The sequence below is a fragment of the Paraburkholderia sp. AV2 genome, from assembly GCF_054968425.1.
The window spans coordinates 1-15,393 of the sequence record NZ_JBANLK010000019.1 but is presented as its reverse complement, the minus strand read 5'-3'; the positions used below and the strand labels follow the sequence as shown (position 1 = coordinate 15,393).

General features: G+C 61.9%; 15 protein-coding genes. 6 read left to right on the top strand and 9 right to left on the bottom strand.

Going from position 1 to position 15,393, the window contains the following annotated elements; all coding sequences use genetic code 11:
* Window positions 1–7 precede the first annotated feature (7 nt).
* On the top strand, window positions 8–1,684 hold the full coding sequence (locus V8683_RS15200) for an extracellular solute-binding protein (RefSeq protein WP_411193199.1): 1,677 nt from the start codon (window positions 8–10) through the stop codon (window positions 1,682–1,684).
* 39 nt (window positions 1,685–1,723) lie between these two features.
* Here V8683_RS15200 and ampC read toward each other — a convergent pair whose 3' ends face one another.
* The 4 genes from ampC to V8683_RS15180 all read right to left on the bottom strand — a co-directional run bounded on the left by ampC (window position 1,724) and on the right by V8683_RS15180 (window position 5,539).
* Entirely contained in the window at window positions 1,724–2,896 is a 1,173-nt protein-coding gene (gene ampC / locus V8683_RS15195; protein ID WP_411193198.1) for a class C beta-lactamase, read from the bottom strand.
* A gap of 19 nt (window positions 2,897–2,915) precedes the next feature.
* Entirely contained in the window at window positions 2,916–3,524 is a 609-nt protein-coding gene (locus V8683_RS15190) for a histidine phosphatase family protein (RefSeq protein ID WP_411193197.1), read from the bottom strand.
* Between the two features lie 28 nt (window positions 3,525–3,552).
* A complete protein-coding gene (gene lepB / locus V8683_RS15185; protein WP_411193196.1) occupies window positions 3,553–4,239 on the bottom strand; it encodes a signal peptidase I in 687 nt (228 codons plus the stop codon).
* A 142-nt stretch (window positions 4,240–4,381) separates the two neighbouring features.
* Complete coding sequence (locus V8683_RS15180) at window positions 4,382–5,539, bottom strand: porin (RefSeq protein WP_411193195.1); 1,158 nt, start codon at window positions 5,537–5,539, stop codon at window positions 4,382–4,384.
* A gap of 515 nt (window positions 5,540–6,054) precedes the next feature.
* Between V8683_RS15180 and V8683_RS15175 the strand changes: the two genes are divergently transcribed.
* Window positions 6,055–6,312, top strand: coding sequence for a helix-turn-helix domain-containing protein (locus tag V8683_RS15175; RefSeq protein WP_411193194.1), 258 nt, complete (start codon window positions 6,055–6,057; stop codon window positions 6,310–6,312).
* A gap of 3 nt (window positions 6,313–6,315) precedes the next feature.
* The gene (locus tag V8683_RS15170) at window positions 6,316–7,653 is read left to right on the top strand and encodes a type II toxin-antitoxin system HipA family toxin (protein ID WP_411193193.1); all 1,338 of its coding nucleotides are present in this window, start codon (window positions 6,316–6,318) and stop codon (window positions 7,651–7,653) included.
* Window positions 7,654–7,775: 122 nt separating this feature from the next.
* On the opposite strand, the gene V8683_RS15165 is transcribed toward V8683_RS15170, so the two are convergent.
* Complete coding sequence (locus V8683_RS15165) at window positions 7,776–8,774, bottom strand: SDR family NAD(P)-dependent oxidoreductase (protein WP_411193192.1); 999 nt, start codon at window positions 8,772–8,774, stop codon at window positions 7,776–7,778.
* A gap of 98 nt (window positions 8,775–8,872) precedes the next feature.
* Here V8683_RS15165 and V8683_RS15160 point away from each other — a divergent pair, with 98 nt between their 5' ends.
* On the top strand, window positions 8,873–9,793 hold the full coding sequence (locus tag V8683_RS15160; RefSeq protein WP_462848051.1) for an AraC family transcriptional regulator: 921 nt from the start codon (window positions 8,873–8,875) through the stop codon (window positions 9,791–9,793).
* A 155-nt stretch (window positions 9,794–9,948) separates the two neighbouring features.
* On the opposite strand, the gene V8683_RS15155 is transcribed toward V8683_RS15160, so the two are convergent.
* The 3 genes from V8683_RS15155 to V8683_RS15145 all read right to left on the bottom strand — a co-directional run bounded on the left by V8683_RS15155 (window position 9,949) and on the right by V8683_RS15145 (window position 12,189).
* The gene (locus V8683_RS15155; protein ID WP_411193190.1) at window positions 9,949–10,332 is read right to left on the bottom strand and encodes a hypothetical protein; all 384 of its coding nucleotides are present in this window, start codon (window positions 10,330–10,332) and stop codon (window positions 9,949–9,951) included.
* Window positions 10,333–10,503: 171 nt separating this feature from the next.
* Window positions 10,504–10,905 (bottom strand): hypothetical protein, encoded by a 402-nt coding sequence (locus tag V8683_RS15150; protein ID WP_411193189.1) that lies wholly within the window; start codon window positions 10,903–10,905, stop codon window positions 10,504–10,506.
* A gap of 549 nt (window positions 10,906–11,454) precedes the next feature.
* The gene (locus V8683_RS15145; RefSeq protein ID WP_411193188.1) at window positions 11,455–12,189 is read right to left on the bottom strand and encodes an SDR family oxidoreductase; all 735 of its coding nucleotides are present in this window, start codon (window positions 12,187–12,189) and stop codon (window positions 11,455–11,457) included.
* Window positions 12,190–12,298: 109 nt separating this feature from the next.
* Between V8683_RS15145 and V8683_RS15140 the strand changes: the two genes are divergently transcribed.
* Entirely contained in the window at window positions 12,299–13,204 is a 906-nt protein-coding gene (locus tag V8683_RS15140) for a LysR family transcriptional regulator (protein WP_411193187.1), read from the top strand.
* Between the two features lie 283 nt (window positions 13,205–13,487).
* Here V8683_RS15140 and V8683_RS15135 read toward each other — a convergent pair whose 3' ends face one another.
* Window positions 13,488–14,396: a LysR family transcriptional regulator gene (locus V8683_RS15135; RefSeq protein ID WP_411193186.1), complete on the bottom strand. Its 909-nt coding sequence runs from the start codon at window positions 14,394–14,396 to the stop codon at window positions 13,488–13,490.
* 509 nt (window positions 14,397–14,905) lie between these two features.
* Here V8683_RS15135 and V8683_RS15130 point away from each other — a divergent pair.
* Window positions 14,906–15,393, top strand: a 488-nt coding sequence (locus V8683_RS15130) for an epoxyqueuosine reductase QueH (RefSeq protein WP_462880656.1), incomplete at its 3' end; no start/stop codon positions are given.

Here is a 15,393-nt window from a genome sequence, read left to right as displayed (position 1 = left end):
GAGACTCATGCACGCACGCGACCGGTTGGCCGCCATCGCCGTCATCGACCGGCTGGCCGAAATACTGCGCGCCGAACTTGGCGACGACGCGCAGGCGATCTGGCCAGTCCTTGGCGCGCTCTTGCAGAATCATCTGAACGACCGGCCCACGACCATCACAGCGCTCGCCGATCTCTCCGGGTTGCCGCGCACGACCGCGCGCCGGGTGGTGTTCGCGCTGAAGGCCGGCGGCCTGCTGGAGTTCCGCTCCGTGTCGGGTTCGGGCAGCCGCGCCATCGTGCGTCCCTCCGCTTCGCTACTCGACCGCGTGGACAGGATTACCGAACAGACGGTCAGGCTGATCGTGGGAGCCAGCGACACCGACTCCTTCGATCGTTTCCAGGCCGAAGGTTTGACGGGGACGCCAGGCATTGCATGGCCACGGCCCGCGCCGGACGGTTTCAACGGCGCGATCGAGTTGACGCTCGTGGCCTACGAAGACCCCGTATTCGACATACTCAAGCGCAACCGCTCCGACATCGAGCGCTTCGTGGGCCATCGCTTGAGGATCCTGACCTGGCCTCAGGACACCTACCGGGATGCGCTCGACAAGGCGCTCGATGACGCATCGCGCGCGGGAGCCGCGGCGCCGGTGCTGGTGGCGATTCCCTTCCCGTGGCTCGCAGAACTCGCCGAAGACGGGCATTTGCTCGAGTTGCAGGCCTTGCAGGCTGCCAGCAGTTTTTCCGGCGCGGACTTTTACGATGCGGCATGGCAGGCCGGCTGGCACGGCAAAGCACTCTACGCCATTCCCGTGCAGCCGACGGTGGACTTCCTGTGGTATCGGCAGGATCTGTTCGAGGCCGAGGGGCTCGATCCGCCTTCGAGTTTCGAAGACGTGATTCGCTGCGCCTCCCGATTGCACCGGCCGAGGCAGGATCGGGCGGGCATCACCTGGAACGCGGCACCGGGTCTGCCGCTTGCCGAATCGTTCCTGCAGATGCTGGGCGCGCAGGGCGGCGTGAGGTTCGACGACGGCGTCCTGCAGGTCGATACCGAACGCGGCAGACAGGTGATCGAGTATCTTCGCGCGCTGCTTCCGTGGTCGTCCACGCAGTTGCGCAGCGCGCACTGGACGCGCAATGCCCAGATTTTCGGCTCGGGGAAATCGGCCATGTGCTATCACTGGTCGAACCGTTACGGCATGCTGGACAGCCATGCGCTGCTGCAGAAAGGCGGTCGCATCGGGCTGCAGTTGCATCCCACGTTCGAGCGGGGCGTGACGCCGATCTCACCTCTCGGCGGCGCGCTGCTGGCGATACCCTCGGGTAATGGTACGGAGGCGGCGCAATGGGCGTGGCGGACGATCGAGACGCTGACCTCGCCGGAACTGATGAAATACTTCGTACTCCATGGGGCGGCAGGCAGCGCCCGCCATTCCGTCGCCGAAGACCGCTACGTGCTGCAACGCAATCGCGTCATCGCCGTCATGGATCAACTGGCGAAAAACCGGCAGATCAGCGCGTTTCCGTTTCCGGCCGTCGCGGGCTATCGCCGCCTGACCCAGACGTTGAGCGATCATCTCGAGTCGCTATTGTTCGACGGCGCGCAGGACGTTCGCAAGGGGCTCGGCAAGCTTCAGGGCGCTCTGGCGCGGGCGCGGCGCGCGCCGGGACCCGCTACCCGGCGAGGCCGGCGCGGGTGATCGGCGACCGGGAGCCCCGCACAGGAGCTTCGCTCCTCGTCACTTCTGCGTATCGAGCGCCGAAAGAATTGCATACGCTGCCGCCACGCGATCTTCGATCGGGTAGTTCTTGTTGGCGAGCAGGACGATACCCAGATGCCGCTGCGGAATGAACGCGATATAGGTCGCGAAACCGTTGGTCGAGCCGGTCTTGTTGATCCACACGTCGTCGCGCGGTGGCTCGGGCGGCGTGATGCGCGTGGCCGGCGTCGCGTCGAGGATCATCGCAGACGAGTTGCCGGCCTGCAGCGTCTTCAAATCGACGGGCCAGGGGTACTGTTCCCAGATCAGATCCTGCGTGAGCGGGCCCGAACGGAAGTAGCCCGTATGCGTCGCCGTGATCGCCTGCTGCAGCTTCGGGGCCAGCCGCACTTCGCCCATGTTGGCTTCGATAAAGCGCGTCATGTCGGCGGCGTTCGAGCGGATGCCGTACGCTTCCTCGCCAAGGACGCCCGGTTTCATGCGCACGGGCTGGTTCTGCTTCGTGTAGCCCTGAGCGTAATCGGCCGCCCTGCCTGACGGTACGTCGAGATACGAGCTGGAGAGGCCGAGGGCGGGCAAGAGATGCCGCGTCATCGCGGCGTCGAAGCTCTGGCCCATGCGCTTTGCCGTGACGAACCCGAGCATGCCGATGCCCATGTTCGAGTACGTGCGGTAGGTGCCGGGGGCGTAGAGCGGCTTCCACGCGCGGAAATACTGCATGAGTCGGGCTTCGTCGGTAACGTCGTCGGGGACCTGCAAGGGCAGGCCGCCGGGCGTATGCGTGCCCAGTTCCAGCAGGCTTACCTTGCCGAACGGGCTCGACTGCAACGCGGGCACATACTGGCCGGCGGGCGCGGCGAGCGAGAGTTCACCGTTGACGGCGGCATACGAGGCGAGCGTGGCCGTCAACGTTTTGGATACCGAACCAAGTTCGAACAGCGTGTTGCGTGTGACAGGCTGGCGGCCCTCTTTCGACGCCACGCCGTAATCGAACACCCAGGGCCGGCCGTCCACCGTGACGCCGACAGCCATGCCCGGTACGTCGTCTTTCGCCATCAGCGGCACGATAGCGGCATCCACGGCCTGTTTGATCCGGGTCTGCTGGTCGTCTGCCGCATGGGCGGCCGTGGCGCCCGCGCAAAGGGCGAGGCAGACCGAGGCGAGCAGAAGGCGCTGCGTTTCCAGTTTCATCCGTATTCGATCGTGCCGTTCAGAGAGAGGCTTTGGGCAGCACGTTCCAGTGCCGTATCGCGCGGAACTCGCGATCGAAGCCGAGAACGCTGATGGAGGCCGTGTCGAGATAGAAGTGTGCGCCAAGGGCGGCGCCGCCGATCCAGCAGCCTGCCAGCGCGCGTAGAAAATGGGCGTGCGAGAAGACCGCCACGCGTCCGCTCGACGCGAGCAGGCGCGCCACCACGCTTTCGGCGCGGGCCTGTACCTGCGCGAGGTTCTCGCCTTCCGGAACCGGCGAGTGCCACACACTCCAGTCCGGCGCGCTCGCGCGGATGTCGGGCGTGGTGCGCCCTTCGTAGATACCGTAGTCCCATTCGTGCAACTCGGGCACGATGACGCGTCTGGCACCCAGGCCCGCCAGTTCGCACGTTTCGATGGCTCGTGCCTTCGGGCTCGACCAGACCGCGTCGAAGGTCTGCGCGGCCAGCCGCGGCGCCAGCGCGCGGGCCTGATCGCGGCCGCGCTCCGTGAGCGGAATATCGGTGCGGCCCGTATGCTGACCCGAACGGCTCCACTCGGTCTCGCCGTGGCGGATCAGCCAGACTTCATGCAGCGCGCCGGGCGCGTTTGCGGGGATCGATGACATGAGGGGACTCCGGAAGACGGGACCCCGCTTACGCTGGCGGCGTATCGAGCAGCGATCCGAAGCGGCTCAAGCGCGGCGCGTAGTAGTGGTCGGGGTCGAGCGAGAAAGCCACGCGGCGCGCGCGGCCCATGATCTCGTTACGCGGGAAGAAACCGAAATAGCGCGAGTCCGCGCTGTCGTCGCGATTGTCGCCGAGCATCAGGTATTCGCCGCGCGGCACGACGACAGGGCCGAACGAACTGCGCGGGCTGGGCGCATAGGGCGAGAAGCGCACGGTGTGCGTCACGCCGTCGAAGCGTTCCGCGAAATAATCGCCGGGTTCGCTGGCGTCGCTCGCGAGCAGATTCATGCCTTCGGGCCGGTAGGTCGCGCGTACGCCGTTCACATAGAGCACGTTGTCGCGCAGGGCGATGCGGTCGCCGGGCACGCCGATCACGCGCTTGACGAGCAGTTCGTGCGCGGAGGACGAATCGATGGTCACGATGTCGCCGCGCTGCGGGTCGGCCAGGTGCGCAATGCGGATGTGCGTGAGCGGCACGCGCAGATCGTAGGCCAGCTTGTCGACGAGAATGCGGTCGCCGATGCAGATGGTGGGCAGCATCGAGCCGCTCGGCACGACGTTCCAGTCCGCGACGGCGCTACGGAAGACCGTCATGAGCAGCAGGAATGCGATAAGGCCTTTGTTCTCTTTCCAGAGCCGGGTGATCATCTTCATTCGGTCAGTCAGTCGCTTGGAATGGCAGACTATAACCCCAAGGCGGCCCGTTTGCGCAAAGGCGGCGAAGAGAAATAAAAAAAGCACCTCGTGCCGCCCGTTGCCGGACGAAAGCGAGGTGCCGTTTGCGCGGCGTGGCCGCTTAGAAAGCGTGACGCATGCCCACGGTGACTGCCACTTGCGTATCGGTCGCCGACGGCGAGAGCGTGTTGATCATCGCGTGCGAGAGCACCGAGTCGGCCGGCGCGCCATGCACGTTCTGATACACGCCTTCGAGGTAGAAGTCCGTGCGCTTGCTGACCGCGTAGTCCGTCTGCAGCATCGCCGTGTTCCAGCCCGGCGCCGAGCCGTTGTACGCGCCATGCGTGTACGTATAGGCGCCCGAAACGGTCAAGGCCTGCGTCAGCGCGTACTTGACGTTCACCTCGTAGTTGTCGAGTCGCAGCGAGCCGGTGAGCGAGCCGGCCGAAGCGTCGTTCGAGCCGAGGTACGTGCCCGTGCCGAACGAGTACACGCCGCCGACGTTGTCGAGCTGCGTGTGGCTCCAGACGAGACCGACCGTGGCCGGGCCGAACGTGTAGTTGCCGCCGAGCGACCAGACGCGCTGACGCTCCGCGAGGAAGTTCGCGCTGGTGTCGCTCGTGGTGACGGCGCCGCTGCCGCTGCCGGCGTTGTTGAGCTGCAGGTAGCCGGCCGCGAGGTTGAGCGGGCCTTGCGTGTAGGCAAGCGCGAAGCCGTACGAACGGTTGTTCGCGAATTCGCTGCTGTTGCTGAACGAGTACATCGTTTCGCCCGTGATGCCGTGCCAGGTCGGGCTTGTGTACTTGACCGAGTTGTTGATGACGACCGAATCGGCGGCGAGATTGTCGTTCTCGAACGGGTGGGCGGCCATGTTGCCGCCCCAGGTGTTCGATTCCGCCGTGAGCGGGCCGACCAGGTCGTTCATCACGTCGAACTGGCGGCCGAACGTGAGCGTGCCGTACTGGTCGCTTTGCAGGCCGACCCAGGCTTGCGAGCCGAAGATGTCGCCGGAGAACGCTTCGGCGCCGTTATTGAGCACGAAACCCTGTTCCAGCTTGAAGACCGCATGCAGGCCGCCGCCGAGGTCTTCCGTGCCTTTCAGGCCGAACACCGTGTTCTGCGTCGAGCTGCTGTTCAGTTGCCAGTTGCTGTGGCCGCCCTGGTTGTTCGTGTAGACGAGGCCCGTGTCGATCAGGCCGTAGAGGGTGACGCTGCTTTGTGCATGTGCGGAAATTGCGAAGACACTACCGAGTGCGAGGGCGACAAGACTTTTTTTCATGCTTTTCTCCGAGTACAGCTATGGATTGGCGTTAATGGCTAATTCGTCCTTCTATTTTCTGCAATAAAGAAGGCGTAATCAGGCCGAAAGATTTTTATGTAACCTTCAATAATGAAAGTTAATCCCTTTTGATTATTGCTGGCGCCGCAAGCTCCGCCGCTTTTGGGCGGCGATTATTGCGAAGCGGCCGCATGGACAGGTCGTGTCCGGAGCAGCGAAATACGACGGGCCATCATAGGACGGCGAAAATAAAAATCGCGTTGAAATTGGCCGCGGCGTGGTGTCAAAAAAACACTTGTTTTCGGGTACTCGACTAACGCCAGGGATTGTGCATTGCAGCGTGAACGTGGAGTTTTTCCGTCTCCGAAGGGCTCCCTGACTGACAGGAGGCAGGGGCCGCTGCGTTACGCTACAACTATCGGTGTGAGCGATATTTCTGCTTTATACCTGTGGCTGATATTGTCAAACTATCACCGACAGGCATAAAATTGCTTTATGCGTGACAGGAATATCTCATGAAGATCATCGTCCATACGCCGGCTGCACTCGGCGAGATTCTGCAGTCGGCCAGAAAGGCCCGGGGGATGACCCAGGCGCAGGCGGCCGCGCGTATCGGCATTGGTCAGCCGCGGCTTTCCGCGCTTGAGACCACGGGTACGGCCAGCCTCTCGTTCGACCAGATGATGGCGCTTTTCGCGCTTTACGGTCTTGAGCTGTGCGTGCAGTCGCGCGATACCGGGGCGCCCGGCGCCGCTGGCCAGCCGGAGTGGTGAGCGATGGGCCGCAAATCGCATTCGCGCGCGCTCTCCGTATGGGCCAATGGTGAACGGGTAGGCATCTGGGCCGCGCTGCCCGGCGGCGATATGGAGTTGCACTACGAACCGGCCTGGAAGCTTTCGGCCGTGGGGCGGCCGCTCTCGCTCTCGTTGCCGTTCGGCGTTGGCGAACGGCCGCTGCGCGGCGAGCGCGTTCATAACTACTTCGACAACCTGCTGCCGGACAGTCCGCAGATCCGCCGGCGCATCGCGGCCCGCTTCAGCACCGAAACGGTTGAAGCATTCGATTTGCTGAAAGCGGTCGGACGCGATTGCGTGGGCGCGGTGCAATTGCTGGGCGAGGACGAGGAGCCCGAGGACGTCGAGTCGATCGACGGTACGCCGCTCTCCGAAGCCGCGATCGAGCGGTTGCTGCTCGAAACCGCGGGCGCGCTGCCGGGCGAGGGCGCGGGGGACGAAATGGGCAGCGAGCTGCGCATCTCGCTCGCAGGCGCGCAGGAAAAGACGGCGCTGTTGCATCACGACGGCCAGTGGTATTTGCCGCGCGGCGCCACACCCACCACGCACATCCTCAAGCTGCCGCTCGGCCTGATCGGCCATCGCAAGGTGGACTTCCAGACCTCCGTCGAAAACGAGTGGCTCTGCCTCGCCGTGCTGAAAGCGTACGGGTTACCCGTTGCCGGTGCGCGCATCGAAACCTTCGGCTCGCAGAAGGTGTTGTGCGTGGAGCGCTTCGACCGGGCCTGGTCGCAGGGCGGCGCGTTGCTGCGTCTACCCCAGGAGGATTTTTGCCAGGCGCTGGGCATGCCGCCGCATCGCAAGTACGAATCGCAGGGTGGCCCAGGCGTGCGCGAAATCGCCGACATCCTGCGGCAGTCGCGGCGCGCAGAGGACGACCTCGAAACATTGCTTGGCGCGCAGATCGCGTTCTGGTTGCTCGCGGCGCCCGACGGCCATGCGAAGAACTTCAGCATTCGCCTGCTGCCGGGCGGCCGTTTTCAGTTGGCGCCGCTTTACGATGTGATGTCGATCTGGCCGGTTGAAGGCGACGGCGGCAATCAATGGTCGTGGCACAAGGCGACGCTTGCGATGGCCATGTGGGGCAAGGGGCGCCACTACCGCATGCGCGACGTGAAGCGCGCCCATTTCGATGCCACCGCGCAGCTTTGCCACTACGGGGGCGATGCGGAGGCGCTTGTGGCTCGCTTCGTCGAGCGCACCCCCGCGGTGATCGAGCAGGTGGCGGCGGCGCTGCCCGCAGGTTTTCCCGAGCGTGTTGCGGCGCGGTTGTTCTATGGGTTGAAGTGGTCGGCGGAGCGGCTCGAGGCCGCTGTCTGAGGGGACGGGGGACGGGGGACGCGCTCGCCTTGGGTGTCGACCGGAAAAAACGGTTCTCCGCAGATTTCCGGGCTTTATCAACGCAGACGACAGTCGTCTAACGAAGAAGCAACCCGGTATCGTCATGTCGGCTGAATGCCAAGCAGCTTTTCGCTGAGCGTCCATAGCCCATCGGCATTCGTGTGATCGACGGCATACGGCGCCACGCCGACGAGCCGCATGGCATCGGCCATATCGGCGATTTCGGGCTGCGCCGCCATCAGCGGAGCCACGTCGACGTTTTCGCAGTACACGCCGCCCCGGCCATCGAGCTGAGGGCTCGTCGCGCACCAGACCTGGGTGGCCGCACCTTGCCCAATCGTTTTGAGCTGCCGCGCCGGATCGCGTATCGGCTTGCCTTGTTCGTCGAGAACGCCCGCGGAGATCAACTGCTCGCGCGTCACGTATTTCCCCAGACCCGTATCGACGATGGCACCCGGATGCAGCGAAAACGCGCGGATGCCGTGGCGCTTCTCCCGTTCGTCGAGCGCGACGGCAAAGAGAATGTTGGCCGTCTTCGACTGCCCATATCCGGTCCAGGGGTCGTACGGGCGCCGGTCGTAATGCGGGTCGTCGAGAAACACCGGCGAATAACGATGACCGACCGACGAAACCGAGACCACGCGCGCGCCGTTCGCCCGGCGCAGCGCGGGCAAGAGTCGCAGCACAAGTTGAAAGTGGCCGAGGTGGTTCGTTGCAAACTGGGACTCATAGCCGCGCGCGTCCCGCGTCAATTCTGGCAGGGCCATGATGGCAGCGTTGTCGACCAGTATGTGCAACGCACGCGTCGATTCGAGAAACGACGCCGCAAAGGCATCGATCGAAGCGGGATCGAGCAAGTCCATCGGGGCAATTTCCACATCGATGCCAGTCAATGCCGCACTCGCCCGATTCATGTCGCGCGCGGGGACGACGACACGAGCGCCGGCGGCGCGCAGCACGCGCGCAGTCTCGCGCCCGAGGCCCGAATAGCCGCCGGTCACGATCGCGACCTTGCCGGAAAGGTCGATGCCGGCAATGGCTTCGTCGGCGGTGGTGGCGGCTCCGAAATTCGAACCGATTGGTTTTTGCAGCGTCTGCATGAAGTCCTCCTGGGCGAACAATGTTGGGTACAGTGTGAGCCCGACTTCCGGTACGATGAATAATCAAAAAGCCGGAATACTGTCGCATGAGTTCAGAAATGGAAGGTGACCCCCTATCAGACATGCTTCGGCTGCTCGACGCGCAACCGGTCGTGGCCGGCGGCTTCTCCGCGGGCGGCAGGTGGGCGATCCGCTTTCCGCAGCCGAACAAGATCAAGTTCTTCGCGCTGGTGAAGGGCAGTTGCTGGCTTGGCTTCGGGCCTCGGAGCGAACCGGTCGCTGTCGGCGAAGGCGACGTTTTTTTGTTGAATGGCGAACGCTCATTCATTCTCGCAAGCGACCCGGACACCGAACCCGTCGAGGCGACGAGCCTGTTCTCCGGCAGTGGGAGGCGGGCCGTGCAGATCGGCGACGGCAGCGGCTGCACGCAGATCGGCGGGCACGTGAGACTCGCACCATCCAACGATGCGCTGCTAACCGACGTTTTGCCGCCGCTCATTCATATCCGCGCAAACTGCGAGCAGGCGGGTGTTCTGCAGTGGCTGCTCGCACGGCTAGTGAAGGAGTTCGAGGCCGAGAGGCCAGGCGCCAGTCTGGCTTCGGCCTACCTCGTGCAATTGATGTTTGTCGAGATGCTACGCGTTCATCTCGACACGGGCGCGGACGTCCCCAGAGGATGGTTGCGTGTCATCGGCGACCCGCGGCTTGGTCCTGCGTTGCGGTTGATGCACGGCGACCCAGGCAGGTCGTGGCGGCTCGACGAGCTTGCAGCGGCGGCGGCGATGTCGCGCACTGCGTTTGCCACCCGTTTCAAGTCGGCCGCAGGCATGGCACCGCTTACGTGGTTGACGCACTGGCGCATGCGTATGGCAAGGCGCGCACTGATCCAGGAGGCAACGCCGATTGCCGTCCTCGCGGCCAGGCTGGGATATGCGTCGGAAAGCGCGTTCAGCAGCGCGTTCAAGCGCGTGTGCGGCGTGGCGCCGAGGGACTATCGGCGTACGGGCGTTGGATCTTGATGCGGAGTTGGATGTTTGAGCGTCCCGTCATAATAACGCTCATGGAGAATTACGCAGCATATCCGGCTACCGGCGGATGCGGTGGGCCGTAGCCGACCCGGAGCGGACTTTCATTTTTTCCAGGAGCGGCCATTCAATCGACGATTGATTTTCTTTTACGAGGCGTACAGTTTTCCACCCTCGCCGACCCAAATGACACCTGGGATCATGAAAAAATAGACTATTAGTTCTGGATCGTTTGCATCAGACACGTGCATTGGCCATTGGGCGGCGAGCTGGCGAACAATTTCTTCGGGCGTCTCATGCCACTGGGCATCTCGATCGTAAATAGTGTATCGAGGATGAGGATTTTCCGGAGATGTATAGCAGTCAGCTCCCGGTGCGATGAACATGATCTTGCCGTCATCCAGCAATTGCCTTACGACGTCAAAGAACGCAGCCTTATATTCATCCAATGAGAAGGTCGGATTCCAGCGCCTAATCGAATCAAAGAGACCCGTGATCCAAAGACCGAACGAATATCGAATGATCTCTTCCATGTGCTCTATTTGCGCCATAGCCGAAGACCAACCTCCACAAAATTGAACTGCTAGATATCTGCCGTCCGCTCGCGGCCGCACTGCGTCCGACTCTAGTCGTGCATGTGTTTGGCGATTCGTGCGCGGTAAGCGGCGCCCCCTCAATATCTGGCTCCGCAGCTAAGACGAACATCAGGATCTAAGTCGGCGCAATCGTCTCCCCGAGGTCCCGACATACTGGTCTGCCGTCTTCTTTCCCTCTATATTTTCGACCGTGACCGAAAAGTGTCGACCGTATACCTGATCCGTTCCATATCGAGCGGTCAGCGTTTTGATGGTTGAAAACGCGATGCGATGCTTGTCACAAAGAGTCGGGAGCGCATCACGATAAAGATGAATTGCGCGCTGCAACGTCACAGAAATCGGACCACCAGACGTCGTTCCGTCAAGAAAGTTGACGGTGATAAAACCTTGGGCGCTTGCTGAAGCCTCTGCAAATATATCGAAGTCGTACATGCCAATCATTAAGCCGATTCCGCTAGCCAGCGAATCGGCGATATTGTGGCCAAGCGACCTCAGCTCACCGGGTTTCATTGGGCTCTTCCATGATTCTGAGAAAACGGTCGACCTCGACAGATTGTCGCCGATTGGTGGGGGTAGTCGAACGGTAGCTCATGGTCGAACTCACCCTTTCTCACGCCTCGGCGGTTCCGGCTCTTGCTCGTCTTGGGAGAGAAGATCCGATAGTTCAGACGGGGAGAGGCGCTTCATTTTTTTTTCGAGCTTGCGATCGTACTGCCTGTCGTTGGGCTCTGATGCTTGAACCTTCCGGGCGTACTGTTGCACGAAGCGACTAAGCTCGCCAGCTAGCCGAGTTTTTGTACGGTTCGTCGTCATGTGTCGATCTTGCGCTAATCCAAGTCACGCCCAGAGTCAGCCTGTGCTGATTGTCAACGAATCAGATGCTGACGTCGAGTGACCGTTCATGGCCGACTACCGCCCGACGCCCGAGCGCGAAGATCGCCTCGGGCGTTCTTCCCATGCAACGAACATAAACGACCCGTTGGCGTCGTTCGACGAAGCGTGACGTCTTCGGCAGCTTCAGGGTGTAGCGGCCATCGCTTTCTTCGAGCCCGTTGCTAGTCAGACCAGCACGCCACCGCCATCCACAATTATGGTCTGTCCCGTAGCATAGCGATTGGTCATCAAATAGACGTACGTTTGCGCGAGGTCCTCCGCCTCGCCGGCACGACCGACTGGCAATGCCACGCCACTCGCGGCGTAGAGCGCTTCGCGCTCAAATTCGGGCAAGTTATCCCACAGCGGCGTGCGCACCAAACCGGGACTCACGAGGTTGACGCGAATGGGCGCCAACTCCACCGCGAGTGCCCGTGTTAAACCTTCCATCGCGCTGCAGACGCCGGCGAGCGCCGCCCAACCCGTTTGTGGCCGCAAGCTCGCAATACCGCCGGTCAACACCACCGAGCCGCCGGGACGGAGATACGGTGCCGCATATTTGACAGCGGCAATTGCGCCGAAGACTCGCACTTCGAAAATCTGGCGGACCGTAGCGAGGTCCATGTCGGCGAGCGCTCCGGTTCGCAACGAATCCCCCGCGCTGTAGACCAGATGGTCGAAGGCGCCGACTTGCCCGAACAGTGCACGCACGGCGGACTCGTGACTCAGATCGACCGTGTACCCCTTGACCCGGTCGCCGAGTCTCGCGACGGCTTCGGCGACTCGCTCACTGCGGGATGAAACAACGCTCACTGAGGCGCCGGCTGCCAGCGCGGCCTGCGCCGTGGCAAGGCCGATTCCGGAGGTGCCGCCCAGCAGGACGACGTGTTGATGCCGAAGGTTCGTGCTTGCAATAGTCATGGTGAGTCCTCGCTGTGGATTGTGAGTGAAGCCATGACCCGAGTATTATTCTTTAGCCAGACTTGATAAACCCAGTATCTCTTCGAACACTCCTTAATAAGACTTGCGAATGGATCGATTCAACAGCATGGCGATATTTGCACGCGTGGTCGAGCGCGGCAGCTTTACCGCCGCGGCCGAAGGCAGCGGTATGACGCCCACGATGGTCGGCAACCATATCCGCGAGTTGGAGCGACGGCTCGAAGGCCGGCTGCTGAATCGCACCACGCGGCGTCAAAGCCTGACCGAACTCGGCAAGCGCTATCACTCGCGATGCCTCGAAATTCTGGCGCTGGTGGACTCCGCCGAACTGGACGCGCGAGAAATGCAGAGCAACCCGCGTGGCCGATTGCGGGTGAGTTGCCCGGTTATCTATGGCACGCGTGTGCTCGTACCGGCGCTTGCCGCGTACCTCGACCGCTACCCCGAGGTTCAGGTCGAGCTGTCCCTTAACGATCGTTTCGTCGATCTGGCGGAAGAAGGTTTCGACGCTGCGATCCGAACAGGGGTACTGCCGGACTCGGGCTTGATTGCGCGGCCGTTGACCCATTCGCCGCGTATTGCCTGCGCATCACCGGCCTATCTGGCGCGCCACGGGCAGCCTCAGGTGCCCGCCGATCTGGCGCAGCACAACTGCCTCGCTTTTATAGTCGCGACCGGACCCGAACGTGAATGGCGTTTCCCACGTCCCGGCGGCAATGGCGTGGAGCGCATCGCGGTGCGTGGCCGTCTCGATGTCAATGGCGGCCTCGCGCTTCGCGAAGCTGCGCTCGCGGGACTGGGGGTGATTTTTCAACCTCAGGTAATGCTGCAGGAAGATCTGGATGCGGGTCGGCTCGTTCGTCTTTTTCCCGACTGGCCGGCGCAGACGTGGCCAATCCATGTGGTGCATTTGCCCGATGCGCGTATGCCACGGAAGCTGGCAAGTTTTATCGCCTTCCTCCAGGAAACGTTGGGGCACGACAGCGAACGGTAGACTGGCCGTGTTGTGGGAAAGCGGCCTGTAGCGACTCAGCAGTGAGTTTCTGTGACGGTGTTCATGGCGGTCACCCATGCGATGTTTCAGTATGACCGCTTTGGGCCGTCACTACGGACGTTCATTGCCGGTTTATCTGCATCGCCTCGAACGTGAATGATTGGTCGCTGGCCCAAAGCGTTTAACTGTTACGTCCGGTCTTAAGCCGTGGATTTGTATAGCGCGCAATAGAGTTGGGTGCAGCGCTTGGACCCATTGCGGCCAGGTCCATATTAGTCAGCTGTCAGCGCCGTACGCGCGGCGTTTTCCAGTTCGACTCGCGCGCGAACTCGACGAATGAATTCAGGTAATCGACGACGGCATCGTCCTCGCGCGTGCCCAGAAAAATCTGCTTGGCGATGCCCTGTTTGCCGAGCTTGACGATGGCGAGCGGCATGCGGTCAGCGTATTCTTCCGCGAGCCATTTGGGCAGCGCCGCCACGCCACGGTGGCTCGCGACCATCTGCAGCATGATGTCCGTCGTTTCGATCGTTTTGTGCCGCCGCGGAATGATGCCGGCGGGGCGCAGAAACTGGTTGTAGATGTCGAGCCGGTCGGTTTCCACGGGATAGGTAATGAGCGTTTCGTCGACCAGTTGTTCCGGTTTCACATAACGCTCGCCTGTCAGCCGATGATTTTCCGCGACCACCAGCACCTGCTCGTAGTCGAACACCGGTTCGAAGCGCAGGCCGGGGCGGTTGAGCGGATCGGGCGTCACCAGCACGTCGATGTCGTAGCCGATCAGCGCGCCGATCCCGCCAAACTGGAAGCGCTGCTTCACATCCACGTCCACATCGGGAAATCGCGCGAGATACGGTGAAACGACCTTGAGCAGCCACTGATAGCACGGCGCGCATTCCATGCCGATGCGCAGGGTCCCGCGCTCGCCCGCTGCGTACTGCTTCATGCGCTCCTCGGCTAGCTCGAACTGGGGCAGAAGCCGCTCGGCGAGCGAGAGTAGATACTGGCCGGCCTGCGTAGGGCGCAGGCTGCGTCCCTCCCGGTGCCAGATCGGGGTGCCGAGTTGCTGTTCGATCTTCTTGACCGTGTGGCTCAACGCCGATTGCGTGAGGAAAAGCGATTCCGCGGCTGCGGTGAGTGAGCCCTGTCGGGCCACTTCACGAACGATGACGAGATGAACGCGCTCGAGCATGGAAATGGACAACCAAAAAATGAAGAAATCTAATGGATGGATGAAATAATGCCATTTTTCTTCATCGAAGATAAGCCCTCTACGTACCCGCAATTTCTTTATGCCGCCCGATCCTTAACGTACGCGAACGCAGTGTGAGGCCAGCGACCGGATTTTCGGATGAACGAAACTAATGGATGTATGAAGAATAATCCATGGTCGAATACAAGGCGGTCCAGGATAATTACGGGCTACCCCGGCAATCTTGGCGTTTCCCGCTTTAAAGCATGACTTTTCGGATCGACGAGGCCGCTAGTGATGCACCGCTGGAACAACTGGCGTTCTAGCCAAAGCGCGGCTTCGCGAGCACTGTCCACGCAATGATTTTGCGTAGCGGCGCAACGCGACAAGCTCAAACTCGTACTCGATACACCACGTGAAATCTGGCGCGAGGCTTGAAGATAACCGTCGCTGCGTAAGCATGCCGGTCTTGTATCAGCCTGCGTGACGTTTCAGCGAAAGGAGATGTTATGACATCAACCCATGACCGTAAGCCTCTCCCACTGCCCGGCGGCCAGAGCAAGGTGCTGCTGCATTCGTGCTGCGCGCCGTGTTCCGGGGAAGTCATGGAAGCCATGGTAGCGTCGGGCATCGACTTCACGATCTTTTTCTATAACCCGAATATTCATCCGCGCAAGGAATACGATCTCCGCAAAGACGAGAACATTCGCTTTGCCGAAAAGTTTGGCATTCCCTTCGTCGATGCCGATTACGACCGCGATAACTGGTTCGAACGCGCACGCGGGATGGAAAACGAACCGGAACGCGGTGTGCGCTGCACGATGTGCTTCGACATGCGTTTCGAGCGGACCGCGCTTTACGCGCACGAAAATGGCTTCCCGGTGATCACGAGTTCGCTGGGCATCTCGCGCTGGAAGAACATGCAGCAGATCAACGAGAGCGGAGCAATCGTCAATAGTGGTGTACGGGCGGGACGGCATGATCAGGCGGCCAGCGC

What these genes read in the sequence shown, in the direction of transcription:
- V8683_RS15200 (WP_411193199.1), top strand. Translation starts at nt 8, where the DNA reads ATGCACGCACGCGACCGGTTGGCCGCCATCGCCGTCATCGACCGGCTG.
- ampC (WP_411193198.1), bottom strand. Translation starts at nt 2,896, where the DNA reads ATGAAACTGGAAACGCAGCGCCTTCTGCTCGCCTCGGTCTGCCTCGCC.
- V8683_RS15190 (WP_411193197.1), bottom strand. Translation starts at nt 3,524, where the DNA reads ATGTCATCGATCCCCGCAAACGCGCCCGGCGCGCTGCATGAAGTCTGG.
- lepB (WP_411193196.1), bottom strand. Translation starts at nt 4,239, where the DNA reads ATGAAGATGATCACCCGGCTCTGGAAAGAGAACAAAGGCCTTATCGCA.
- V8683_RS15180 (WP_411193195.1), bottom strand. Translation starts at nt 5,539, where the DNA reads ATGAAAAAAAGTCTTGTCGCCCTCGCACTCGGTAGTGTCTTCGCAATT.
- V8683_RS15175 (WP_411193194.1), top strand. Translation starts at nt 6,055, where the DNA reads ATGAAGATCATCGTCCATACGCCGGCTGCACTCGGCGAGATTCTGCAG.
- V8683_RS15170 (WP_411193193.1), top strand. Translation starts at nt 6,316, where the DNA reads ATGGGCCGCAAATCGCATTCGCGCGCGCTCTCCGTATGGGCCAATGGT.
- V8683_RS15165 (WP_411193192.1), bottom strand. Translation starts at nt 8,774, where the DNA reads ATGCAGACGCTGCAAAAACCAATCGGTTCGAATTTCGGAGCCGCCACC.
- V8683_RS15160 (WP_462848051.1), top strand. Translation starts at nt 8,873, where the DNA reads ATGGAAGGTGACCCCCTATCAGACATGCTTCGGCTGCTCGACGCGCAA.
- V8683_RS15155 (WP_411193190.1), bottom strand. Translation starts at nt 10,332, where the DNA reads ATGGAAGAGATCATTCGATATTCGTTCGGTCTTTGGATCACGGGTCTC.
- V8683_RS15150 (WP_411193189.1), bottom strand. Translation starts at nt 10,905, where the DNA reads ATGAAACCCGGTGAGCTGAGGTCGCTTGGCCACAATATCGCCGATTCG.
- V8683_RS15145 (WP_411193188.1), bottom strand. Translation starts at nt 12,189, where the DNA reads ATGACTATTGCAAGCACGAACCTTCGGCATCAACACGTCGTCCTGCTG.
- V8683_RS15140 (WP_411193187.1), top strand. Translation starts at nt 12,299, where the DNA reads ATGGATCGATTCAACAGCATGGCGATATTTGCACGCGTGGTCGAGCGC.
- V8683_RS15135 (WP_411193186.1), bottom strand. Translation starts at nt 14,396, where the DNA reads ATGCTCGAGCGCGTTCATCTCGTCATCGTTCGTGAAGTGGCCCGACAG.